Origin of the sequence: Tepidanaerobacter acetatoxydans Re1, from assembly GCF_000328765.2 — a bacterium.
GTDB classification, from domain to species: Bacteria; Bacillota; Thermosediminibacteria; order Thermosediminibacterales; family Tepidanaerobacteraceae; genus Tepidanaerobacter; species Tepidanaerobacter acetatoxydans.
Map to the genome: position 1 here is coordinate 428,123 of NC_019954.2, position 25,728 is coordinate 453,850.

At 39.7% G+C, this 25,728-nt stretch carries 21 protein-coding genes and 1 pseudogene; 21 read left to right on the forward strand and 1 reads right to left on the reverse strand.

All coding sequences use genetic code 11. The features are described from left to right. Window positions 1-8: 8 nt before the first annotated feature. On the reverse strand, window positions 9-590 hold the full coding sequence (locus TEPIRE1_RS01985) for a YdcF family protein (RefSeq protein WP_013777519.1): 582 nt from the start codon (window positions 588-590) through the stop codon (window positions 9-11). A 239-nt stretch (window positions 591-829) separates the two neighbouring features. Between TEPIRE1_RS01985 and TEPIRE1_RS14365 the strand changes: the two genes are divergently transcribed. The 21 genes and pseudogenes from TEPIRE1_RS14365 (at window position 830) to TEPIRE1_RS02080 (ending at window position 25,714) form a co-directional block, all read left to right on the forward strand. Then, window positions 830-901: a hypothetical protein gene (locus TEPIRE1_RS14365; RefSeq protein ID WP_197537071.1), complete on the forward strand. Its 72-nt coding sequence runs from the start codon at window positions 830-832 to the stop codon at window positions 899-901. 2 nt (window positions 902-903) lie between these two features. Continuing rightward, a complete protein-coding gene (gene mnmA / locus TEPIRE1_RS01990) occupies window positions 904-2,004 on the forward strand; it encodes a tRNA 2-thiouridine(34) synthase MnmA (RefSeq protein WP_013777520.1) in 1,101 nt (366 codons plus the stop codon). Between the two features lie 250 nt (window positions 2,005-2,254). Continuing rightward, complete coding sequence (locus TEPIRE1_RS01995; RefSeq protein WP_013777521.1) at window positions 2,255-3,823, forward strand: sigma-54 interaction domain-containing protein; 1,569 nt, start codon at window positions 2,255-2,257, stop codon at window positions 3,821-3,823. Window positions 3,824-4,062: 239 nt separating this feature from the next. Beyond that, window positions 4,063-4,956 carry an NAD(P)-dependent oxidoreductase gene (locus tag TEPIRE1_RS02000; RefSeq protein ID WP_013777522.1) on the forward strand — a complete coding sequence of 298 codons (894 nt, stop codon included), beginning with the start codon at window positions 4,063-4,065 and terminating at the stop codon, window positions 4,954-4,956. 1 nt (window position 4,957) lies between these two features. Continuing rightward, window positions 4,958-6,373, forward strand: a complete 1,416-nt coding sequence (locus TEPIRE1_RS02005; RefSeq protein WP_013777523.1) for a hypothetical protein — start codon at window positions 4,958-4,960, stop codon at window positions 6,371-6,373. 17 nt (window positions 6,374-6,390) lie between these two features. Continuing rightward, window positions 6,391-7,608: a 3-isopropylmalate dehydratase large subunit gene (locus TEPIRE1_RS02010; RefSeq protein ID WP_013777524.1), complete on the forward strand. Its 1,218-nt coding sequence runs from the start codon at window positions 6,391-6,393 to the stop codon at window positions 7,606-7,608. Continuing rightward, complete coding sequence (locus tag TEPIRE1_RS02015; protein WP_023211354.1) at window positions 7,589-8,131, forward strand: LeuD/DmdB family oxidoreductase small subunit; 543 nt, start codon at window positions 7,589-7,591, stop codon at window positions 8,129-8,131. Before TEPIRE1_RS02010 ends, TEPIRE1_RS02015 begins: the two co-directional genes overlap by 20 nt. Further along, the gene (locus TEPIRE1_RS02020) at window positions 8,112-9,959 is read left to right on the forward strand and encodes a cobalamin-dependent protein (protein ID WP_013777526.1); all 1,848 of its coding nucleotides are present in this window, start codon (window positions 8,112-8,114) and stop codon (window positions 9,957-9,959) included. The genes TEPIRE1_RS02015 and TEPIRE1_RS02020 overlap by 20 nt, the downstream gene beginning before the upstream one ends. A 33-nt stretch (window positions 9,960-9,992) precedes the next feature. After that, entirely contained in the window at window positions 9,993-11,147 is a 1,155-nt protein-coding gene (locus tag TEPIRE1_RS02025; RefSeq protein WP_013777527.1) for a 2-methylaconitate cis-trans isomerase PrpF family protein, read from the forward strand. Window positions 11,148-11,152: 5 nt separating this feature from the next. Beyond that, a complete protein-coding gene (locus TEPIRE1_RS02030) occupies window positions 11,153-12,568 on the forward strand; it encodes a glutamate mutase L (protein WP_015294899.1) in 1,416 nt (471 codons plus the stop codon). A 20-nt stretch (window positions 12,569-12,588) separates the two neighbouring features. Next, window positions 12,589-13,461: an isocitrate lyase/PEP mutase family protein gene (locus TEPIRE1_RS02035; protein ID WP_013777529.1), complete on the forward strand. Its 873-nt coding sequence runs from the start codon at window positions 12,589-12,591 to the stop codon at window positions 13,459-13,461. Window positions 13,462-13,702: 241 nt separating this feature from the next. After that, window positions 13,703-14,974, forward strand: a complete 1,272-nt coding sequence (locus TEPIRE1_RS02040) for a purine-cytosine permease family protein (RefSeq protein WP_013777530.1) — start codon at window positions 13,703-13,705, stop codon at window positions 14,972-14,974. A gap of 175 nt (window positions 14,975-15,149) precedes the next feature. After that, on the forward strand, window positions 15,150-16,310 hold the full coding sequence (locus TEPIRE1_RS02045; RefSeq protein ID WP_013777531.1) for an amidohydrolase family protein: 1,161 nt from the start codon (window positions 15,150-15,152) through the stop codon (window positions 16,308-16,310). A 284-nt stretch (window positions 16,311-16,594) separates the two neighbouring features. Next, window positions 16,595-17,182, forward strand: a complete 588-nt coding sequence (locus TEPIRE1_RS02050) for an amino acid synthesis family protein (protein WP_013777532.1) — start codon at window positions 16,595-16,597, stop codon at window positions 17,180-17,182. A gap of 66 nt (window positions 17,183-17,248) precedes the next feature. Then, entirely contained in the window at window positions 17,249-18,757 is a 1,509-nt protein-coding gene (locus tag TEPIRE1_RS02055) for an FAD-binding protein (protein ID WP_013777533.1), read from the forward strand. Window positions 18,758-19,596: 839 nt separating this feature from the next. Continuing rightward, complete coding sequence (locus tag TEPIRE1_RS02060; protein ID WP_013777534.1) at window positions 19,597-20,688, forward strand: PTS transporter subunit IIC; 1,092 nt, start codon at window positions 19,597-19,599, stop codon at window positions 20,686-20,688. Window positions 20,689-20,789: 101 nt separating this feature from the next. Next, window positions 20,790-21,235 (forward strand): annotated as a pseudogene (locus TEPIRE1_RS14035) (FAD binding domain-containing protein); the annotation flags it as partial. A 153-nt stretch (window positions 21,236-21,388) separates the two neighbouring features. Further along, window positions 21,389-21,661 carry an FAD binding domain-containing protein gene (locus TEPIRE1_RS14040; RefSeq protein WP_231848355.1) on the forward strand — a complete coding sequence of 91 codons (273 nt, stop codon included), beginning with the start codon at window positions 21,389-21,391 and terminating at the stop codon, window positions 21,659-21,661. A 5-nt stretch (window positions 21,662-21,666) separates the two neighbouring features. Then, entirely contained in the window at window positions 21,667-23,493 is a 1,827-nt protein-coding gene (locus TEPIRE1_RS14320) for a molybdopterin cofactor-binding domain-containing protein (protein WP_331704466.1), read from the forward strand. Then, window positions 23,490-24,476 carry a xanthine dehydrogenase family protein molybdopterin-binding subunit gene (locus TEPIRE1_RS14325; RefSeq protein WP_013777537.1) on the forward strand — a complete coding sequence of 329 codons (987 nt, stop codon included), beginning with the start codon at window positions 23,490-23,492 and terminating at the stop codon, window positions 24,474-24,476. The genes TEPIRE1_RS14320 and TEPIRE1_RS14325 overlap by 4 nt, the downstream gene beginning before the upstream one ends. Before the next feature lie 77 nt (window positions 24,477-24,553). After that, complete coding sequence (locus TEPIRE1_RS02080) at window positions 24,554-25,714, forward strand: amidohydrolase family protein (protein ID WP_013777538.1); 1,161 nt, start codon at window positions 24,554-24,556, stop codon at window positions 25,712-25,714. Window positions 25,715-25,728: the final 14 nt, after the last annotated feature.

Genomic DNA, 25,728 nt, shown 5'->3' on the forward strand with positions numbered 1-25,728 from the left:
GCATGAAGCTAATCAAATAAAAAGGATTTAATCACAGCAAAATATTCCCGTATGTAATATAGAGGCTTTAAATATCTGGGATATGCCGGAGTGGGCGCACATATCCCGTATGGGATAAATCCGTATCGCCTTGCTAAAAACTTGGAACGGAACATATGATATTCACTGGTTACAATCATGACCTTCGGTCTTTCTGCCTTACCTGTATATTTAATTACTTCTCTTGCAAAAAGTAAATTTTCACCGGTATTTGTTGAGCAATCTTCTTTTATTATTCTTTCTTCTTTGATTCCGTGTTTCACCAAAAAGCGCTGCATTGCTTCAGCTTCACTTATCCATTCATTGGAACCTTGGCCGCCGGATACTACTATGGGCACTTGAGGGTATTTATTTGCGTATTCTAAAGCTTGCTGCAGCCGATACCTCAGAGACGGTGACGGTTCATCGCCATATAATCCTGCACCCAAAATTATCATATAATCAACGGGCATATCATCATTAGAAAATGAGTTGACTATAATCAAGCTTTCAATTATCAGAAAAGAGAACAGCAAAACAAAAACTATTATAAACAAGAGCCGTTTGAGCATTAAATCAGATATTTCCCTGACCCCTTTACTTTTTTATTTTTCCCTGCAATTTTCTATTCTTTAACTATGCCGGCATCAAATTACGAAGTTACCGTCTTTAGTTTATCATTGTCGTAAATTTTATCAACCTTAAAGTTATGTGTTCTATGGATAAATGAATTTATCGAAGCTTTTCCGATCTATTATTACAATGATGTAATTTATGCTATAATTAAGTTCAGAAAACTTTACCGAGCAAAATGCATTGTTCAAATCTTGCTGCTGACGCGCTTAAGGAAGCGATAAATGATTATAAAAAAAGTAGGGGTTAATATTGAACAAAAATAAAGTTGCAGTAGCGATGAGCGGAGGGGTAGACAGTTCTGTCTGTGCATATCTGTTAAAAGAGCAGGGATATGAAGTAATCGGAATAACTATGCAAATATTCGATGATGCGCCACGCAAAGTCGAAGCTAAAGAAGGCGGCTGCTCTAGCGAAGCTGTGCAGGACGCCCGGCTTGTAGCAGAAAAACTAGGCATACCGCATTATGTGGTAAATTTAAAACACTGCTTTAATGAAAAAGTCATAAAATATTTTGCAAACGAGTATTTGTCCGGCAAGACGCCAAACCCTTGCATTGTTTGCAATAAATATTTAAAATTTACCGAACTTCTAAAAGCGGCTTTTGAACTTGGCGCTTTTTATCTTGCAACCGGTCATTATGCCAGGGTAGAATATGATGATACTCTAAGCCGATATATTTTAAAAAAATCTGTCGACAGCGACAAGGACCAATCTTATGTTTTATATGGTTTGACTCAGCGCCAACTTGAGCATGTCCTTTTTCCGCTGGGCAATTATACAAAAAAGGAAATTCGCCAAATAGCTCAAAAAATAGGTCTATCTGTTTCGGACAAACCTGACAGCCAAGAGATTTGCTTTATCGATACCAATTACCGTGATTTTCTATATAAGAAAGTCCCGGACAAAATCAAAGAAGGGCCATTTATAGATATAAACGGCAAGGTAATTGGAAGGCATAAAGGCATTTCGTTTTATACAATAGGCCAAAGGAAAGGCCTTGGCATCTCTGCCGGTAAGCCTCTTTATGTAGTAGATATAGATGCTCGGAATAATGCCGTAATTTTAGGGGACGAAAAAGACCTTTATATAAAGGAGTTTACAGCCCATCAAATTAACTGGGTATCAATAGATGCACCTTACGAAAAGTTTAGTGCAAATGTAAAAATAAGGTACAATTTTGCTGAAAAGCCGGCCGAAATCATCCCACTTGATATCGATACGGTAAAAGTAATTTTTGAAAATCCTCAAAAAGCCGTTACCCCCGGCCAATCAGTGGTATTTTATAACGGTGATAAAGTATTAGGCGGCGGCGTTATAAAACGGCGCTGTCTTTCTGAAAAATCTTTTTAGAAAGACCTTACATTAAACAATTTCTTGGTTTATCGTTATATTGCAATTACCGACTAAATATGTGATAAGCTATATTTGAGGTAAAAAAATCGGGTAGGAGGTAGATAAAATAATTGTCTATCTACTACCCGATTATTGTTTTAAAGAAGGGTTTTAAAACAAGTTTGTCGAATTACTAAATAATTCAGTCATAATTAACAGGATCAACAGGGGGTATACTTAAGGGGGTATACTTAAGGGGGCATACTTAATGAACGCAAATTTACAGGAAATCTTGATAGACTGTTTGGAAGTCTTAGCTAGAATAACCGGAGGTTATGCCACTGTAACTGATAGAGATGGAGTAAGATTAAAAACCGTTGACTCATCTGGTAATGAAATAGAATCTTTAAAGGGTGTAGTATTTGGGCTTGCAAAAAAGGCAGCTCAAACAGGCAAAGCTATTAGTGGCATGTCTCAACTGGAAGATGGAGCGGAATCGTGGTGCCTGCCCATAAGTGAGTATGTCTTAGCTTGCAGCAACATAGAAAGGGTTAAACGAAATAATGATTTGAAATTATCCCTTATAGAGTCTCTGCCCTTTATAGCCCGTGTAGCAGGGGGAGAAGCGGTAGTATTTGACAGTCAAGGTAAAAGAATAGCAACTGTTGATTCCAAAGGCAATACAGACCATAAAAATTTGGGGTTAGTAAGCAAGGGCGCCAGAGAATCAATGATAAAGCAAAAACCTGTTATCGGAGAATCTTCGTCTGTCAGCGGCGCCATGGCTGTGCGAATACCAATAACCAAAGAATTTGGCTTCGGATTTAATAACGAAGAAATGGTCAGGCGCAGCAATAAACTTGTAAGTGAAGTAAGAAAACATCAAACTGCGAAGTACAACTTTTCAGATATTATAGGGGAAAGTCCGGCAATGAGAAAATTAAAAGAGACTGCAAAACTAGCGGCAAAATCCAATTCAAATGTCCTAATTTACGGTGAAACAGGGACGGGCAAAGAGTTATTTGCCCACTCGATTCATAATGCCAGCGAGCGGCATAATAAACCCTTTGTGGCTATAAACTGTGCTGCTCTACCGCCTACTTTAATAGAAAGTGAGCTTTTTGGATACGAAAGTGGTGCTTTTACCGGTGCAAAAAAAGGTGGTCACCCGGGAGTATTTGAACAAGCTAATGGGGGTACATTATTTTTAGATGAGATCAGCGAGATGGACATTGATTTACAGGCAAAACTTCTAAGAGTTCTTCAGGAGCGGGAAGTAACACGTTTAGGCGGAAGAAAGGCTATACCACTTGATGTTCGAGTAATAGCTTCCACTAATAAGCCCTTAGATAAAATGGTAAAAGATGGTAAATTCAGACAGGATTTATTTTTCCGATTAAATGTATTTGACATTAAATTGGTACCCTTGCGGCAGATAAGGGAGGATATACCTCTCATAGCTAGTGAGATAGTAAAAAAAATGAACGTGATCTTTGGAAAATATGTAGAGAAAATTGATGATGAGGCTACAAGGCTGCTTATGCAATATGATTGGCCAGGAAATGTCAGAGAACTTGTAAATTGTCTTGAAAAGGCCTTTAATATCTTAGGAAATGATAAATACATTACTAAAGATCACCTAAGCTTTAAATTCAATATGGATGATATAGGGGATGCAAGTCAAGGATTGTCGGCTATGTTGGCCGATTATGAAAAAAAAGTAATAGAAAAAGTGCTAAAAGAAACAAAAGGGGTAAAAGTACAAGCTGCAAAGATCCTTGGAATAAGCACTACTACTCTGTGGAGAAAAATCAAAGAATTAAATATTGAAGTCTGAAAACATTTCATTTTTGAAATTACATAACAAAAACGAAATGATGCAATCTTCAATTATACTGTGTATTCTGATAAAAGCCCAGGAAGCATTTCATATTTGCAATACTTTCTGGGCTTTTTGTTGAATATGTGGCCTTTTTTAAGGCTGTTTTAACGGCATAAAACTTGCAAGTATATATTATTGACTGTTTAAAGCATAAAGCCTGTTATGTTAATTAAAAACAATATTGGAGGTCAAAAATGAAGATAGGTTTTATCGGTTTAGGTGTAATGGGAAGTCGCATGGCAAAGCGCATACATAATGCAGGGTATAATCTAAAAGTTTTCGACGTAATGGAAGATGCGGTTATGGAATTTGAAAAGCTGGGAGTCGAAGTCGGAAGCTCCCCCGGCGATGTAGCTATTGACACTGATGTAATATTAATGTCCTTACCCAATTCACAAATCGTAACCAATGTAATACTAGGAGAAGACGGCATTCTTTCTAAGGCAAAACCCGGCACTATATTAGTAGACTTAAGCAGTATCACTCCTAAAGCTATCCGTGATATTTACAAAAAAACAAGCCAAAAAGGGGTAGAAATTCTAGATGCACCTGTCAGTGGAGGTTCTGCCGGGGCGGAATCTGGAAACTTGACTATAATGGTGGGAGGAAAAAAAGAAATATTACACGAAGTAATGCCAATTCTTGAAACTATGGGTAAAACTATCTATCACGTTGGCGATGTAGGAGCAGGAGATACTGTAAAACTCGTGAACAATCTTTTGCTAGGAGCTAATATGGTTGCTGTGGCGGAAGCTCTAACACTGGGTGTAAAAGCAGGTCTGGATCCTGAAGTAATGTTTGAAGTTATCACAAACAGTTCAGGCAACTCTTATGCACTCAAAGCCAAGTATCCGAAATTTATATCACAGGGTAACTTTGAACCGGGTTTTATGATTGATTTACAATATAAAGATCTGCAATTGGCAGTTGATACAGCAAAAGACCTAAACTTACCTCTTGTCATGGGAAATATGGCTCAGCAAATTTATGAAATGGCTAAGGCTGAAGGCTTGGGACAAAAGGATATTTCCTCAGTTGTAAAACTTTATGAAAAATGGTCTGGCATTACGGTAAGGAAGGAGGAATGAAGTGGCTACTGCTAAACTTAAGAGTCTAATTGAACAAAAAATGCCTTTAACTTTGGGAGAAGTAATAGAGATCGCTAATGAGACCAAATCAAGTCCAGCAGTTGTGGTCATTGAAGAGGCGCAAAATCAGACGGGTAAAAACAGAGGAGAAGTCTTAGACCTTGTCCTAAAACAGTTTGAGCATAATCTTAAAGCTGTAGAAATTGGTATGACTACAGGAGAAAGCCTGCTGTTTGGTAAAGTGGGTGCTGAACTTGCAGCTATTGATGGGTCTAAAATCTTTGAAGATGAATTTATCGATAAGGCATTAATGTATACCTTAGCAGCCCAAGTGGGAAATCATACTATAGGCCTTAGGCCATGTGCGGGTACAGGAGATCCTTGCCCCTATACGGGCTTCATAAAAGCCATGATGGATAGCGGTTATGATCAAGATCGAATTGCTCAGTTGGCCAGCCTTATTTTGAAGGTAGGATCCGTATTCAGAGTGGGCAAAATTGGCACCGGCTGTAATATGGAAGGCTTCGGTGCAGGAGCTTGTGCCATGGCTGCAGCTTTTGTAGAACTTAAAGGAGGCAGCCCCCAGGCAATGGAAAGAGCTATGGTTTTAGCCTTGTCTCCTACAATTGCAGTTCCGTGCACTCCTAGGGTTATGGTGCCGGGTTTATGCGCCACCCATATCGGTGGAGCCATATTAATAGGGGCAATGGCTGCAAGTCTAGCAATAAATACTAACATCGAGGTGAATGTTCCGATAGATGTTATGGTATCTATGGCTGCAGAGATTCATCCTATTTCAGCCAAAGAGATTGTTCCTACTGTGATAAAGTTCATGGAGCCTTTTTTCAAAACAAAGCCCATGGTGGAAGAACTGATAGACGACACAGTTAAATCAAAAGAAAAAACAAGAATTGAAGAAACCATAAAGGAAGCCAAGGAAATTTCAAAAAGGCTTGTCACCGGTGCAAGACCTATTACGGAAACCTTAGGTGAAGCTGTTGTAGGCGGTAGCAGTCAAGCAGTGGGTTCTCCTACTAATGCAGCACGAATTGCCCACTTTTTATGTAAGGGAAATATTAAAAAAGTAAAGATAGAGCTTTATCCTGAACTTTTTGCCCGGCGAGGGATAAATATCCCTGGCATACTGATGGCTGCTGTGTTCGGATCCTCTACTGCTGATTATGAGATGTACGGTAAAGTTATGGATAAAGTCAAGGAAAAAGGAATAGAAGTGGAGATTTTAGAAACCCAGGAATATCAGGTGCAGAGAATTACCATAGTGGCAGAAGAAGTGACTTCTATGGTAGATACTTTAAATAGAGGCGGGGGACGATTAGTTCTAAGAGATGCAAGCCCTTCTAAAGATGAGGCTTTAAAGATAGCAAAAGAACTGGGTATAGTAGTTATAAATCCTTAAGGGGCGGTGAACTAAGCTTGAATATCATTGAACGGATTATAGCGCAAAAGACCGGAAAAGAAACAGTGAAAGCGGGAGATGAATTGTGTGTGCCTGTAGATCTGGCAATAGCCCATGATGTTACCGGTCCGATGGCCATAGAACAATTTAGAAAAATCGGTGCCGAGAAAGTTTTTGACAAGGACAAAGTAGTATTTGTCATAGATCACAACATACCTTCTTCTTCTGTTGATTCACGATTGCAACATAATAGTTTAAAAAGCTTTTACAAAGATATGGGAATTAAATTGTACCACCAGGGAGATGGAGTCATTCATCAATTGGCGGCTGAGAAAGCCCTATACAAAGAGGGAGATATTGTGGTAGGCGCCGATTCTCATACATGCACAGCCGGTGCCTTCGGTGCCGTAGCTATTCCCGTAGGAGCAACAGAACTGGCAGCGGTAATGGCTTTAGGAACTATAGATATAGAAGTGCCCCAAACTTATCTAATTGAGGTTGAAGGGCATTTAAATCCCGGCGTATATGCCAAAGACGTCATTCTTTATTTAATAGGCAAATTTGGCACCCACGGTTTTACGGACAAAGCGGTGATTTTTGGCGGTAATACTATCACAAACATGTCCTTTGATGAAAAGATGACTATATCCAATATGGCCATAGAGATGGGGGCCATGATAGGGTATGTGAACCAAGGTGAGCCCATAGGAGAAGTTGAGGCAACTTACAGGATACAAGCATCGGACATACAGCCACAAGTAGCCTGCCCTTATTCTCCGGGCAATGTCAAACCGGTGAAAGATGTAGAGGGGACACCAATAACTCAAGTTGTTATAGGAAGTTGCACTAATGGTCGTGTTCAAGATATGGAGATTGCTGCCGAGGTTTTAAAAGGAAAAAAAATATCCGATATGGTGACCATGATAGTAGTTCCTGCATCCAAGAAAGTTATCGAACAAATGGACCACAAAGGTATAACCAAAATATTTCGCGATGCTGGTGCTATTGTGGTAAATCCGGGATGTGGGCCGTGCTTCGGTGCCCATCAAGGTTTACTCAGTGAAGACGATATTGCCGTTTCCACTACAAACAGGAACTTTCCCGGTCGCATGGGCCACAATAAAGCAAAGGTTTACTTGGCTTCTCCCAGAACGGCTGCGGAAAGTGCCATAGCCGGATACATTGTAAGTCCGGGAAGCGTTTTGCCATGGAGGGATGATTGTGAAAAAAGTTAAAGGTCGAGTATTTTTTCTGGGAGATAACATAGATACAGATCAGATTTTACCCGGCTATGCCATGTCGGTTCCAGCTTGTCAACTAAAAAATTATGCATTAAAGGGAAGCTCAATTCCGGATTTTGTCGAAAAAGTAAGACCTGGGGATGTGATCATAGGAGGCAAAAATTTCGGGTGCGGTTCAAGCCGGGAACAGGCACCTGTGGCCTTAAAGGACGCTGGAGTTGGTGCCGTTATAGCCGCTTCTTTTGCTATGATATTCAGAAAAAACTCTATAAATATCGGGTTGCCGGTAATCACATCTGAGTGCATAGACCTAATGAAAAGAGAAATTCAAGAAGGCGATCAAGTAGAAGTTGATATTGAATCGGGAATTTTACTGCATATTGATTCAGGTAGGGTCTATGAGTTAAAAAAACTTTCCGAACCGGCTTTGGCTACACTGAGAGCCGGCGGTCTTATAAATCGTGTAAGGGATATACTGTGTGAGAGAGGTGAGCTAATTGACTGTAAAAAGGCCTAATACTGAAAGAATTATCAAAGAAGATATGGAGCGAATAAAAGCCTATGAAAAGGCATTTGATGTTAAAATGCCATATATCGATGAAAAAGGAATTATTCAAGGGCTTCCAGAGCCTTATCCCCGGGAAGTTAACGGAGTGATGAGAAGCGGGTACCGGTTGACGGAATTAGGAAGAAAGGCCAAAAAAGACAGCATTCCTATAATGAATCCTATACTGGGCAGAAATACCGCGGAGGAAACTTACAGAGAATCAAAACATATGTACGATATGGCGGAAAAACTAGGTACTACTCTTTTTCACTTCGTACACTCGGAAGCGACTCGCCATATAGATCCTTTAGACGGCATCGAACTGATAGAACAGTCCCGAGGTAAAGGTGGGATTACACCTCTTGGTGAGCGAGAGTTTGTGAAACTGGGTGGGGGTTCAAAACACCCAATGCGGATTAATGCCACCGGCGATACTCCACACTTATCCATATTAAACTCTTTTATAGCTGGTTTCGATGGTACTGATATAGGGCCGGTTATCCACGTGCATTTTGGAGGTCGAGGTATTCATGATTATAAAACCAAGGTGTTAAACGGTTTTAAAGCTATTCAGATTTGTGCGGAAAACAATATTTTCGTCCAACTTGATTCTCACAAACATATAAACAATATTGAAGGTACCGATGGAATGGCTCTAGCAATGTGCTTATTAGCTGAAGGATTAGCAGTTTTGGGGGGTCTTGACCGGGCTTTGAGTTGTATTCAAATGAATGTAGCCGGTATAAACCTTATGGCAGATCTAGCACTGATGAAAGCCTTCAGAGAGATGATATGGAGTGAGTTCATTGTTGTAGTTCCCGAAACCTTCCAGAATCCTCCTGCTGATTTAACAGTGGAACAAGCCCACTTTGCTAGAATGGCTATAAGTGCAAAATTGGGCGGTGCCAATTTCTATAGACCAAAAGCTGCCGAATCTGTGGGAATACCTACAGGGGAATCTATGGCAAAAGCCATTTGGGCCACTATGAATGTATTTGAAAACACTTATAAAATTGATATCCATGATGAATATATCACGCAGCGCAAAAACGAAATAAAACAGGAGGCCTTGGCAGTATTAACAGCTGCTTTAGGTGAATCAACCATGCTTAAGCCAGAGCAGATCACTGAGGATTTCTGGAAGCGGTACAATCCCGAGGAGCTTATAGAGCTAATAGTAAAAGCCGGTAAAAGCGGTATATTAGATACTCCCCGAGCCGGAGGGTGGGACTTGAAGCGATTTGTAAAAACCCATCGGGATCCTGATGGAATCAGACGATATGTACCAGGCTATACTCCACTGGGAGTGGACAAAAAATATATGCCTGTTACTAAAGAGAAAGTTCAAGTTCCTAAACAGGTTCCAATTACTAAAAAACATAAAGTAGTACTTGCCACAGTTGGAGCCGATGCTCACGTAGTTGGGATAAACCAAGTTCGAGAAGCCATCCAACAGGCAGGTTACGAGGTTATATTCTTAAGGGGCATGAACCTACCGGAAACTGTAGCAGAAGTGGCTGCAGAGACTAAAGCCAGTGTAGTGGGAGTCAGTAACCTTTTGGGTCTTGGAATTACCTTATTTCCACGGGTGAACCAGCGTTTACAGGAACTGGGCATAAGAGACGATGTTGTGCTAATGGCTGGGGGCAGGATTGCAGAAAAGGAAGAAGACCACAAAGAATACGAGGATAAAATTAAAAATGAAGGCCCCGGTTTTCTTGGAGTTGACGGATTTTTTGGTCCTGGTTCCAAGTTGGATGATATTGTGGCATGGATTGATGAAAAGACTCAAAAATAATGTTTTCTAAAATACTTACAGGAGGAGAACTCTATGGAACAGGAAAAAATAAGGGCTGTAATAATGAGGGCGGGAACCAGCAAAGGTATATTCTTAAGAGATGAAGATTTGCCCAAGGATAAGGATAAGAGGGATGAGACAATTTTGAAGATATTCGGAAGTCCGGATGTAAGACAGATTGACGGCCTTGGGGGCGCAGACCCATTAACAAGCAAAGTAGCCATTATTGGTCCTCCTTCAAGATCTGATGCCGATATCGATTATACATTTGGGCAAGTGTCTTATGTAGCGCCTACCATTGATTATTCAGGCAACTGTGGCAACATTTCATCAGGAGTGGGTCCGTTTGCTATAGATGAAGGACTAGTAAAGGTTGAAGAGCCATATACGATAGTAAGAGTTCACAATACAAACACTAACTCTATTCTAATAGAGCAGGTCCAAGTGGTAAACGGAAAAGCAAAAGTGCTCGGAGACTATAAAATAGATGGAGTACCTGGAACAGGAGCAGAAATTTCCATTGATTTTTCTCAAACTGCCGGTGCCAAGACCGGTAAACTATTACCAACGGGAAATGTGAAAGATAAAATCCAAATAACTAATTTAGGAGAATTGGAAGTTTCCATAGTGGATGCAGCCAATCCCATGGTTTTTGTTAGGGCTGTAGACTTAGGACTAACAGGCACTGAGACACCTGAAGAAATCGACGGCAATCAAAAGATACTGGATATACTCGAGGAAATCCGATCGAAAACTGCACAAACCATTGGAATGGTTAAGGATTGGAGAGAAGCTAAGACGAAATCTCCAGCCTTTCCTATGGTGGCCTTTGTATCTCCGGCTTCAGATTATAAAGATTTTACCACAGGACAGCAGATCAGGGAAGAAGATATAGATTTTGTATCCAGATTGATGTTTATGCAAATAATGCACAAAACTTATGCCGGAACGGGGACTATTTGTACAGGTGCTGCTGCAAGAATTGATGGAACTGTAGTAAATGAAGTGATGAAAGAAAAACATCGGGGCAAAGATCCAATTCTAAGAATAGGGCATCCTGCAGGAATAATTACTATTGATGTATGTGCAAATCATGAAGAGGGAAAGTGGAATCTTAAAAAGGCTGCCATAAGTAGAACTGCAAGAAGAATCATGGAGGGATACTGCTATATACCTAAAGAAAGGTGATATTCGTGGCCAAATACGATTATTTTGTTATCGATATAGGCAGCACCTATACAAAACTAAGATTGTTTAAAGATTGTCGATTGGTAGCTACAGCTCAGGCACCTACTACTATTGAAAATGTATACAAGGGAATAACTCTGGGAAAGACAAAAATATGTGCAGCTACCGGAGATACATCTATCGATGCTTGTCATGTGCTTGCTACCAGCAGTGCCGCCGGCGGCCTTAGAATGGTAGCTATGGGTTATATGGCCAGAGTTACAGCAAAAGCTGCTAAAGAAGTAGCTATGAATGCGGGAGCCCGAGTATTGGAAATAGTATCACAAGAAGATCCCCCAGAATACCGAGTAGAAATTTTAAAAGAGATAAATCCAGATATAATTTTGTTGGCTGGGGGAACTGACGGCGGTGACGAATCTTCCATCATTGAAAATGCAAAATTGATACTGGAAAGCGGGATAAAGGCTGTTGTAATAATAGCAGGAAACATCAACTCTCAATCAGAAGTAGCTGGGATCTTACATGATGGCGGAGTTGCCTACGAAAGAGTACCAAATATAATGCCTACAATTCATGAACTTAGAGTTAGGGAAGCTCGGGAAGCCATTCATCAGGAGTTCATACGACAGATAACAAAGGCTCCAGGCCTTGCTCCCCTGAAACAAGAGATAACCACTGACAAGATAATACCTACCCCTGGAGCGGTACTTATGGGAGCCGAACTTCTCGCAAAGGGCGTATATGATGAAAAAGGCTTGGGCGACTTAGTGCTGGTTGATTTAGGAGGTGCAACTACAGATGTACACTCGGTGCTTCCTAGCTTAGAAAAACTAGCTGATGAAGAGAAAGGATTAATAGTGGCCAATGAAAAGCAGGTCGCCTATAGAACCGTAGAAGGAAATTTAGGTATGCGTGTCAGTGCTCAAGGTATTCTCGATGTGGTGGGGAGTAAAGGTTTATTAAAGAAAAGAAATATTGATGATAAATCCGTTGAAAGGGAAGTTACTCAATATGTACGCTTTTTAGAAAAGAATCCGGGGCATCTGCCTAAGAATGAAAGAGAAAAACTATTCGATGAACTTTTGGCAGAAACCGCTATAGAAGTTGCCTTAAAACGTCATGCGGGATTCATAACCCAAGAGTTTGATCCAATTATGGGTACAGTACCTGGGATGCCTATTGGCAGAGACCTTAGAAAGGTAAAGTACATAATAGGGGTAGGCGGATTTTTTGTTCACAACAAATTAAGTGATGCGCAGAAAAGAATAGAAAATGCTATCAAAAAACCCGAATTTTCCCTGCTCCCGGAGAATCCTGAAATCCTTATCGACCAAAACTATCTTTTGTATGCAGCAGGTGCTATATCACAAATCGATCGAGAATATGCGTTTACATTACTTAAAAATTATTTTGGAATATGAGCTTTAAGGAGGAACTGAAGTTGAAGAAAACAACTTTACTAAGAAAACTAATCGAAGATGAACAAATTCTTGTAGCACCCGGTGCTCATGATGTATTAACAGCTAAAGTCATCGAAAAAGTAGGTTTCAATGCAGTGTACATGACAGGATATGGCCGGGCTGCCAGTTATCTCGGCAAGCCCGATGTAGGACTGATAACCATGACGGAGATGCAGGATCAAGTCAGTAAACTTGCTGCAGCAGTGGATATACCAGTTATAGCGGATGGAGATACAGGCTTTGGCAATGCAATAAATGTTATGAGAACCGTTAAAGAGTATGAAAAAGCAGGAGCAGCTGCTATACAATTGGAAGATCAGGTTGCTCCAAAAAAATGTGGACACATGATAGGTCGTCAAGTAGTTTCAATGGATGAGATGTTAGGGAAAATTGAGGCAGCAATAAGTGCTAGACAGGACCCAGACTTTGTGATTATAGCACGTACCGATGCTAGGACATCTATGGGTTTTGAAGAGGCATTAAAGCGGGCAAAAGCCTATGCTGAAGCTGGAGCAGATGTTATATTTTTTGAATCCCCGGAGAGCAAAGAAGAGATGATAAGGCTCAACAAAGAGCTTAACGTTCCTACACTGGCAAATATGGTGGAAGGCGGGAGAACCCCCCTGTTTAGCGCCAAAGAGCTGGAGGAAATGGGATATGCGCTAGTTATATTTCCTACAGCATCAGTTTATACCACTGCCAAATCAATGATGGAGCTAATGCAGGAATTGAAAAGTAAAGGTACTACACGGGATTCTATTGAAAAGATGATCCCCTTTCAGGAGTTTAATGATTTAATTGGATTGCCTGAGATAAGAGAATTAGAAAACAAGTATGTAAGAGGAGGGGTGTAGATATAAAAAATAATTAAACAGTTGGATAAATACTAAACCAGATCAATAATTTTGTCAGCAGAGTTTATTTTACTTTTTTAAAAAGCTAATAGGAATGTATGTGTTGTTTGTATTAAGAACTAGCAGTAACCCATGAGTGACTTTCATTGTGAAAAGGTGTATTGGCAGCTAAAATAGTATTTGTGAAAGTGCACTCCAACTCAGCTCCCAATATTAAGTATTTTAATGAGGAGGAAAGTTAATGCAAACAGAGACAAAAAAAGTTGAGCAAAATACCGATATTTATGAAAGCGCATTTGCACCAGTTCCGGAATCTCAAAGAAAAACTTTATTAAGCCTGACCGCTGTTTTAGCAGGATATCCTATAGCCTTATCCAATTTCGTTATCGGAGGAGCGGCTGGAGTTGGATTGACCTTTGACAAAGCACTATTAGCGTTATTTATTGGGAACGGGATATTGATTGCGATAGTTATAATTACGGGTTTAATGGCTTACGAGACAGGATTGTCCACTGCATTTCTATCAAGAAGAGCTTTTGGCAAAAATGGTTCTAGCATATTTTCTTTATTGTTGGCAATGTCTTCAGTTACATGGATATCATTGAATGGTGACATATTTTCAAGGCTTATAAAAACTACATTCCCTTGGTGGCCGATTAGCATTCCTATTACCGCTGTAATTGTAATATTAATATGGATGCAATCCGCAATTAGAGGCTATAAAGGGTTAGAAGTTGTAAGCTTTATTGGTGTTCCTGCCGCACTTATCATGTCTTTAGTTGGTGTTATTGCTGCATTCAATGCAACGAATGGTTTTGCTGGGCTAACAAGTTATATACCTGAGAAACCAATGTCTTTTACAGCTGCTACAGCTTCAATAGTTGGTGGCTGGGTATTTGGTGCAACAATTACACCGGATATCTGTCGTTTTGCAAAAAGCAAAAGAGATGTAGTAATAGCCGGTTTAGTAGCATTTATAGTTGGTTGTTTTGGTTTACAGCTTGCAGGTGCGCTGGTAGCCCTTGCTACAGGACAAGGTGATTTTACTTTAGCAATGGCTGAGCTAGGTCTTACAGGTGTTGCTTTTGTGGCAGCTATATTCTGCCTTTGGACTACCCAAGACAATAACATATACGGGGCAAGCCTTGCAATACAAAATGTTTTAAGAGAAACTTCAGCAAAAGGAAAAGTAAGTCACATGCAAATAGCAATTGCAGTAGCAGGTGTTTCAGCTGTATTTGCTGCCTTGGGAATTTATAAATATATACTGCCTATAATACAATTCTTATCAGTTCTAATACCACCTGTACCAGGGTTACTTACAGCCGAATATTATTTTGTAAAAAATTCAAAAGAAAATATTACAACAAATTGGTTAGCAATGTTAGCGTGGGTTTTAGGTGGAACTACAGGATATATTTCACTTAAAACGAACTTCTTCATTCCCCCTGTTGTAGGCATGGTTGCCGCAGGTGTAATTTATACAGTCTTAAGTAAACTGTTTGATAAATAAACAAGTTGAAAAAGAAGTTCAACAAAGCAATAGTGAAATGAATATATAGTTTTTCAAAGCATTAAAATTCAAACCTGTGTAGGGAACTGCAAAAGGTTGTCCACAGGCAGTAGTAAGTGACTAATTATAAAGTAACTTTTCAAAATTAACAATTAATAAGGAGGCAGAAGAGATCATGTCAGTTTTAGCCATTAAAAACATAGGGATCTTGGTTACCGGAGATATTAATAATCCTATATCAGAGGCAAATACCGTTGTTGTAGAAGATGGAAAAATCAAGAGGATTGGCGATGAGAAACTACTAGAAAAGTTTCAGTGCGATAAAGTTATAGATGCTCAAGGAACAACTGTAACACCGGGGCTTATAGACTCTCACGTACACCCTGTTATAGGTGATTTCACACCAAGACAAAACATGTTAGGGTTTATTAACAGTTCACTTCACGGTGGAGTAACAACCATGATATCCGCAGGTGAATGCCATACCCCGGGAAGACCAAAAGACGTTGAAGGAACAAAGGCCCTTGCTCTACTTGCCTATAAGTCTTCTAAAAATGCTAGACCCGGTGGTGTTAAACTTCACGGTGGTGGATTAATATTAGAAAAGGGATTGACGGAAAAAGATTTCGAGGAATTAGCAAAGCAGGGCGTTTGGATAGTTGGCGAGATAGGCCTTGGTACAGTTAACAATCCAAAGGAAGCAGCACCAATGGTAGAGTGGGCTAAAAAATACGGTTTTAAAGTCATGATGCATACGGGAGGAACCTCGATTCCGGGTAGCACTACTATAACAGCGGAAGATGTTATGACAGTGAATCCAGATGTTGTATCACATTTAAACGGTGGTCCCACAGCGATTTCTTTAAACGAAGTTAAAAAACTTATAGACGAAACATCCTATGCCTTAGAACTTGTCCAGTGTGGAAATTTCAAAGTATTAAAGCAAGCAGTAGAATGGCTTAATGAAAAAGGGCAACTTGATAGAATAATACTCGGTAACGATTCACCATCAGGCACAGGAATAATAACACTTGGAATATTGAGATCAATTGCCTATATAGCTTCTATGGCGGGGATTCCTGCTGAAAAGGCCATATGTATGGCTACAGGTAATACGGCAAGGATATATGGGTTAAATGTTGGAATTATCGAAGAAGGCCGTGAAGCTGATTTTGTAATCATGGATGCACCTATGGGGTCCGTAGGAGAAGATTGCCTAAAGGCACTCGAAGCGGGTGATTTACCTGGAATTTCAATGGTTATAATCGATGGAAATATTGCTGTTTCTAAAAGTAGGAATACGCCACCACCTGTAACCAAAGCGGCAATATGCTAAGAAAACAATATATGTTTATATGAGTGTTTAAAAGGGAGCAAATAGATTATCACATGATTCTAATTAATAATGATAAATGCAAGCGATGCTACACTGAAATAAGCCATAGAATTGGGTGCAACTAGAGTTTATAGTAAGCAATGGAGGTGATAGCACTTTTACATTTAAACAGACGCGTTTATTAATGTTGGAATTATCAAAGAATTGGTCATTTGCCTTGGGAATGAAATTATAGTCATCCCCAAGGTATAGCTTAAAAAATAATGAAGGGAGTAATTTGGATTATGGATGTAAAAATAAGAAAGTTTTACACCATTGTTGAAGAGATCAAGAGCGATGGCGGAAAAGAAATTGAAGGTAAACCCCACAAACGGGCTGCTGCTGCAGTAGTAATTGAAAATCCATTTGCAGGTAAATATGTAGAGGATTTATCGCCATTGACAGAGTGGAGCGTAGAAATCGCACCAATACTGACCCAAAAAGCCCTTGCTGCCGCTGGCATGAATAAAACAGAAGTGGAAAGCTATGGAAAAGCAGCTATAGTCGGCGGAAATGGAGAGTTAGAACACGCAGCGGCACTTCTTCACCCAAAACTGGGCAAACCCTTTAGAGACGAAGTTAATGGAGGCAAGGCAATAATACCATCAGCTAAAAAGATGGGATATCCAGGGTGCGCCATAGATGTACCACTGCATTTCAAGGATGCGGCTTTTGTCAGATCGCATTTTGATGCTATGGAAGTAAGAGTACCTGACGCACCTAGAGACAATGAGATAGTTTTAATACTTTCTGTTACTAACTGTGGCAGGCCTCACCCGAGAGTTGGCGGACTTACAAAAGAAGAAGCCAAATGCGAAGATGGTTTATGGTAATACCATTGCCAGGCGGGGGATTTCCCTACCTGGCAAAACAACATTTCTTATTTAAGGAGCAAAAGCATGCTTCAAATAATGAATATAGGAATTACAGATGTAGCAGTAATAGGTGGTGGGCTTGCAGCCATGTATGCAGCTTTGGAAGCAAGCAACTATGATAAATCCGTAGTCATTATATCAAAAAAACCTGTGGGTAGATCCGGTGCTTCTGTTATTTCTAAATCGGTTCATAGGTTTCCCCCTGACCATTTAAAGGAGAAGCTTTCATATAAAAATAAGATTATTGAGGCTGGCAGATATATTAATAATAGGGATTTAGTAGATACTTTCGTAGAGCATGCCTCACAAAAAATGGATAATATTGAAAAGTTAAAAGTCGGATTGAACTTTAAAGAAAAACTTATAGATGGCAAGAATCATAAATATTTTGCTGCATGCAAGCCTAAGATGGGCAAACATCTTACTATACCGCTTTCGAACATTATAAAAACTAAAGACAACATAAATATAATGGAAGGATACATGGCAGTTCAGATAGTAATAGAAAGAGATACTGTCTGCGGAATTTTAATAGAAAATAAGAATCGCCTATATTTTCTCGGTGCAAAAGCTGTGGTAATTGCGACAGGTGGAGGAGGATATAATTACATCCAAACTAGCAATACCAATGACTTAACCGGGGACGGGTATGCTATGGCCTTAAGAGCTGGCTTGCCTTTGATAGATATGGAGTTTATTCAGTTCTACCCATATAGAACAGTATATCCCTTTCAACACGATATTTTCCCAGATATTTTTAGCCATGGGGCTAAATACTTAAACGAAAAAGGCGAAAGATTTATGGATAAGTATCCCAAAAAGGAGCTGGAGAACAGAGATATTTTATCTCGTGAAATGTTTTTTCAAAAGGAAATATATCTTAATATAGAGGATTGCGACAAGGATTTTATGAAAGAAGAATGTGATGACTTATACGACAATTATTTAAAATATAAAGGTGAGCAAATCAAAGTTTCACCTGTTGCTCATTTTATGATGGGCGGCGTTAAAATAAATGCAGATACATCTACAGATGTAAGAGGATTATTCTGTTGCGGAGAAGTAGCCGGAGGTTTACATGGAGCAAATCGGTTAGCGGGGCATGCCCTTACTGAAACTGTAGTATTTGGTCATATTGCAGGAGAGGAATCCGCTCATTATGCTGGAAGCAAAACAAAGATTTCTGTAAACTTTGTTAAAGAAGAAACTGCTAATTGGGTTCCTAATATAGGCGAGGAGAGTCCAACGAATATAAAAAATATATTAAGAAGAAATATGTGGGAATCAGCAGGAATTGTTAGGAATGAAGATGATCTGCAACGAGCAAAAGATAAAGTAGAAGAACTAGAACAACAAATAAAAAACTTAAAACCTCTAAAATTGAGAGATTGGATTGAATGCCAAAATATGATCCAGACCTCAAAAATGATAATAGATTCTTGTATTTTAAGAAAAGAGAGTAGAGGAGCACACTATAGATCTGACTTTCCTGAAGAAGATATTAATTGGCAGCGGAATATAATAATAAACTAAATAAATACTTCAAACCACATATAAAAATGCTCATTTTCAGCCTTAGCAACATTACAATTCATAGTAGAAAAATTTAAAAAGAATTACCCATTCATGCTTATTAACCTACATCTATCAATCTCATAATCATTCTTAACGCTATTAAACGATTGTTCTGAAGCAAAATCCCATAACTTAGTTATACCTAAATTCAGATAAAGGACCCCAAACTCGGTCAAACCTATAATAATAGTTACAAAAAATATTTTAGCAATTTAAAAATATCAAGTTTGTTTTGGAACGTATATTCAAAATAATATCTTAGATTTAAATAATATCTCACAAATTATGCGAATACAATCAATTTAATAACAGCTACGAGTAAGTTCGGAAACAGGAAAAAATGCCTGTAAAAAACCAATAAAAGCACTAAAAATAACAAAACAAAAACTTTTAAGCTGTGAAAGCAAAAAAAAACAAAATGAGAGTAAGGAAACAAATATCAGGCTAAAAAAATGCAAAAAGAAATACCAATTCTTGCGGCTTATTACCCGAGAACATTCAATCTCATAACTCTTAGAGCAAATAGGAACACATACCCATTAACACTTGCTGCTGCCGTTAAAACATAAGGAGGTGGTACACTCAAAAAAAGAAGTTACCAAAAGGTGTAACAAGGAGAGGCTGTTTTTTCCATAATAATACTAAGTATTATTATGGAAGACCCCTGATTTGTGTAAACGGTCTTTAGTTATAAAGAGAAAAAATGAAACTTTTTTAAGAGGCTCTAAACCTTGCGGTTATTAGGTTTAATTACTCTGGATTTAAACTAATTTTATTTTATACAAGGAGGGTATAAAATGTCCGAACAGAAAGAAAAGGGTTTTTCTGCTTATCTAAAAGAGCAAAACATCGAACTCACTTTTGACAGAATTGGTATCAAAGCTCTTGGTGCTATGGCTCACGGTCTATTTGCGTCATTATTAATCGGTACAATTATTAACACCCTGGGCAATCTACTTAAATTCCCGTTTCTTAACGAAATTGGTGCCTATGCCACGGCAGGTACCGGCGCAGCCATGGCAGTATCCATCGGTTACGCTTTACAAGCACCTCCCTTCGTTCTTTATTCTTTGGTGGCTGTAGGTCAGGCTGCTAACAAATTAGGCGGCGCTGGCGGCCCTTTGGCCGTATTCTTCATTGCCCTTATTGCTGCCTTTTGCGGTATGCTGGTTTCCAAAAGAACGCGTATTGACTTAATTGTTACACCTTTTGTTACGATTGTTGTAGGCGTCACAGCTGCCTATTTTTTGGCTCCGCCCATCGGTGCCTTTGCTTCTTGGATTGGCAACATCATTATCTGGGCAACAGAAATGAGGCCATTCATAATGGGAATTCTGGTTTCCGCTATTATGGGTATCGTTCTTACACTACCAATTAGCTCTGCGGCACTGGCTGCCGCTTTAGGGCTGGTTGGTCTGGCCGGCGGCGCTGCCCATGCTGGCTGCTGCGCTCACATGATTGGCTTTGCAGTCGCCTCTTACAGAGAAAATAAAATCGGCGGTTTAGCAGCCCAAGGTCTTGGTACATCCATGCTGCAAATACCTAATCTGTTGAAAAAACCGGTTCTATGGATACCAGCAGTGGTTGCTTCTATCATCAATGGCCCTGTTGCTACTGTTGTTTTTAGGCTTAAACAAAACGGACCTCCTATCTCCTCAGGTATGGGCACCTCCGGTCTCGTCGGTCCCATCGGCGTTATCACCGGTTGGTATACGCCTTCGGAGCAAGCTCTTGCCCACGGCGAGGTAGCCATGATCCCCACCGCCATGGATTGGATTGGCTTAATTATGGTCAGTGTCGTGATCCCGGCGGTAGTAGCTTGGATTGTCTCTGAAATTATGCGCAAGAAGGAAATAATCGAGCCCGGCGATTTAAAAATCGAGGTCTAAAGTTAAAGACTCAACCAAAACCCAGAGTAAAGGTAAATAGCCTTTACTCTGGTAAAAAAATACTTTTTATAATATTGTAATAAACAAAGGGGGTAGGGTTAGTGCAGGAATTCAAATACTTTGCGCCTTCAGATATAAATCAAGCCTTAAAAATTCTTGACAGTGTAAAAGGTGATAAAAGAATCTTAGCTGGAGGAACTGATCTAGTCATAGCTATTAGAGAAAGGAAAATAAACCCTGAAGTAGTAATTGATCTAAAGAATACCCAAAATTTGAATTATATAAAACAGGAAAACGGATACATCAAGATAGGTTCCATGAGCACCTTTACCGATGTTATTGAATCAGAACTCATCAAAAGAAAGGCAAGAGTACTTCATGAATCTTGTTATTCAATGGGTTCCCCCCAGATTAGAAACTGGGCTACAATTGGGGGTAACATTATCAATGCTTCACCGGCTACAGATTCTGTACCAGCCTTATGGTTCTTGATGCTACAGTTAAGCTTGAGAGTGTTTCGGGGATTAGAGAATTCAAGGTTCAAGATATTTTAAAAGGTATAAATAAGACCAATTTAAATGAAAATGAGATACTGACAGAAATATCATTTAAGATACCGTCAGAAAACACTGTAACAGGTTTTAGAAAACTTGGTCGGCGTGCCGCTTTATCCATTGCCAGAATAAGCATAGCATGTCTTATTGAAGTTGAAGAAAACACTATGAGATGTCGAGACGCTAGAATAGCCTTGGGAGCAGTAGCTAAAAATCCTATAAGGGCGACTTCAGCCGAAGAAGTGCTAATCGGAAAAGATATCTCACAGAAGCTTATTGATGATTGCGTTGAAGTAATATCAGAAATAGCGGTGAAAAATATAGGAAACAGGCCATCGTTACCTTTCAAGCGACAGAGCATAAAGGGCATTTCAAGGGAATTACTGAATCGACTTTACATGGAATTATGGTCAAACTGATGGAGGTGACAGGTTTGGAAGAAGTAAAAATATCTTTTATTTTAAATGATGAAAGTGTATCGGTGGAGGTAGATCCGAGAAAAAGACTCTTGGATATGTTGAGAGAGGACTTTTTGCTCACAGGAGTAAAAGAGGGTTGTTCTGTGGGAGAATGTGGTGCTTGCACAGTTTTGATAGATGGGAGAGCGGTAACATCATGCCTTGTTTTGGCACCACAGGTCAATGGACATAGAGTTACAACTATCGAGGGTCTACAAAAAAATGGAGAGTTACACCCACTTCAACAGGCTTTTATTGATTCCGGAGCAGTGCAGTGTGGATTTTGCACACCGGGGATGATACTTGCTGCTAAGGCTCTTCTGGACAGAAATCCACATCCAACTCGTGAGGACATAAAAACTGCAATTTCAGGAAATCTCTGTCGGTGTACCGGTTATGAAAAGATTATAAAGGCAGTCGAAACAGCTGTAAAATATCTTGAAGGGAAAGATGAAAATAACAGGACAAATGATAGAAAAAAGACTGAAACTTTAAAAAAGCTAACTGAAGAAGCTATTTCTGATGATATAAGAGTGATAGGGAAAAGTATTATTCGAAAAGACGCCTTAAAAAAGACAACCGGAGAAGCTCTTTTTGCTGGCGATATGCGCTTTGAAAATATGCTTTACGGAAAAGTCCTTAGAAGTCAGGTTCCTCATGCAATTCTGAAGAATATAGATACAACAGATGCTAAAAGTTTGCCCGGTGTAAAAGCGGTTCTGACTTACAAAGATATTCCCGGAGCTAATCGTGTAGGAATCATACTAAAAGATGAGCCTGTTTTAGTGGATCATAAAATTGCCCATATCGGAGATCCCATAGCTTTAGTAGCGGCAGAAACTCAAGAGATAGCCGAGGAGGCTCTAGAACGGATTAAAGTTGAGTTGGAAGAATTACCGCCCGTAGTCGATGTTAAAGAAGCTATAAAAGAAGATTCTGTAAAAGTTCACGGAGATACAAACATAATAGCAATAAAAAACCTTATTAAGGGCGATGTTGAAGAAGGGTTTAGAAAAAGTGACATCATTGTAGAAAACCATTATAAAACTAATTTTGTTTCACATATGTTTATTGAACCAGAGTGTGGTATAGGTAGTTATGAAAATGGAGTTATAACTGTGTGGTGCTCTTCACAAAATGTTCACTTTGATCGAGCTGAAGTAGCTCGTGTTCTAAATATGCCAAGAAGCAAGGTTCGAGTAATCCAGGCAGAAACCGGAGGGGGATTTGGTGGAAAACTAGACATATCCACTCAGTGTTATGCGGCTTTATTAGCTTATTATACAAAGAGACCAGTAAAAATCATTTACTCTCGAGTAGAGTCTACTATGGCTTCATCTAAACGACACCCAGCTATAATCAGATGCAAAACAGGTGCTACCAAGGAAGGAAAGCTGATGGCCTTGGATGCTGATATGATTCTGGATACAGGAGCTTATGCATCTTATGGGCCTGGAGTAATCACTAGGACTGTGGTTCATATTACAGGCCCTTATGATATTCCAAATGTAAAAGTTAAAGGTCATTTAGTTTATACAAATAATCCTATGGCTGGCGCTATGAGAGGTTTCGGTGTCCCTCAAGCAGCGATAGTTCACGAAAGTCAAATGGATATACTGGCAAAAGAGCTAGGGATAAGTCCCTATGAAATAAGAAAAAGAAATGTTCTAAAACCTGGATCTTACACTGCTACAAACCAACTGCTTACCTCAAGTGTTGGAATAGAAAAGACCTTAGATGCAGCAGTCGAAAAGGCAAAAGAAATGTTAAAAGGATGGGAGGGGATTCTGTGATAAAAACTGGAATAGGTATCGGATGTATGTGGTACGGTATAGGGAACACCGGCCTACCCAATCCTGCTGCAGCTTTTGTCGAGGTGCATAGTGACTGTTCAGCGACTTTACTCACCGGATGCGCAGATATTGGTCAGGGTTCCAATACTGTTCTTGCCCAGATCGTAGCTGAGACTTTAGGTATAGATTTTGAAGATGTATTCGTAACTTCTGCTGATACTGGGGTAACACCCGAAGCCGGTGCTACATCGGCCAGTCGACAAACCTACATTTCCGGCAATGCGTGCAAGCGGGCTGCAGAAATGGCTCGGCAAACCCTTGTAGATCTAGCTGCAGATCTGCTACAGGATGATAAAGATAAAATCCTTTTAAAAGATAAAATGGCTTTTGTAAAAGATACAGATAAATCCATCAGCATGGCAAAACTCTTAGAGGAATGCGACCGGCGTGGGATACTAGTAATAGGCAGCGGTTCCTTTAACCCGGATACAACTTATTTGGATGCTCAAACAATGGCTGGCATACCATATGCTACATATGCATTTGCTACTCACATAGCGGAAGTGGAAGTTAATACAGAGACTGGAGAAATTAAAGTTAAAAAAATTATAGCTGCTCATGACGTAGGAAAAGCTGTAAACCCGTCGCTGATTGAAGGACAAATTGAAGGGGGGTGTTTAATGGGTGCAGGTTATGCCCTTTTAGAGGAGGTTTTGTTGTCGAATGGTCGAATAACCAACCCGAATTTATCTAATTATCTATTATTCACAGCAAAGGATGTACCTGAAGTATACCCAATCATTGTGGAAGAGAAAGAAGAAACGGGTCCTTATGGAGCAAAGGGTGTCGGTGAACCGTCACTAATTCCTACAGCCCCTGCTATACTAAATGCCATTTATAATGCTACAGGTGAACGGTTTACGGATATTCCGGTGACACAGGAAAGATTTATCGAACAGACCTATTATAAATTTGACAAATAAATTGATTGAAGACAATTTTACTTTATATAAATCACCTAATTACTTATCAAAAATATAAATAAAAAGGAGTCTTAAATATGACTATTATAGCTATTAAAAACATAGGAACTTTGGTAAGTGGTGATATTAAAAAACCAATTTCTTCGTCTAACACAATTATCATTGAAGACGGGAAAATTGCAAAGCTAGGGAATGAGGAATTATTAAAGCAATACCAATGTGACAAGGTAATTGATGCAAAAGGCATAACCGTTACTCCAGGCCTTATAGACTCACATGTGCATCCGGTTATAGGAGATTTTACACCACGCCAAAACACATTAGGGTTTATTGATAGTTCCCTTCATGGAGGAGTAACCACAATGATATCCGCAGGGGAATGTCATACTCCTGGCAGACCGAAAGATGTAGCAGGAACTAAGGCATTAGCTATATTGGCACACAAAAGTTTCCAAAATATGAGACCTGGCGGTGTCAAACTTCACGGTGGTGCCCTCATATTGGAAAAAGGCCTTACAGAAAAGGATTTTGAGGAACTAGCCCGGGAGGGAGTATGGTTAGTAGGGGAGATAGGCCTAGGTAGTATTAACAAACCTGAAGACGCAGCCCCTATGGTAGAGTGGGCGAAAAAACATGGATTTAAGACAATGATGCATACCGGAGGCACATCGATTCCCGGTAGCACTACCGTTACAGCTGCTGATGTAATGCAAGTCAATCCTCATGTGGTATCTCATCTGAATGGAGGTCCTACTGCTATACCGATAGAAGAAGTAAAAAAGTTGATCGATGAAACATCAATAACCCTGGAAATGGTTCAATGCGGTAATTTCAAAGTATTTAAACAAGCTATTGAATGGTTGAAAGAGAAAAATCAATTAGACCGGGTCATCCTTGGTAATGATTCGCCGTCAGGAACTGGGATTATACCCTTGGGAATCTTAAGATCCGTATGTTTTATAGCTTCTATGACAGGTGTATCAGCTGAAGAAGCCCTATGTATGGCTACTGGCAATACTGCTCGTGTTTATGGCCTTAATGTAGGGATAATAGAAGAAGGTCGGGAAGCAGATCTTGTATTGATGGATGCTCCTATGGGTTCTGTAGGCAAAAATTGCATTCAAGCACTGGAAGCCGGAGATCTCCCCGGGATTTCCATGGTAATAATTGATGGAAAGCTAGTGGCAACAAAGAGTAGAAATACTCCTCCTCCCGCAATAAAAGCGGTTGTTTGCTAAAATATATACGGAGG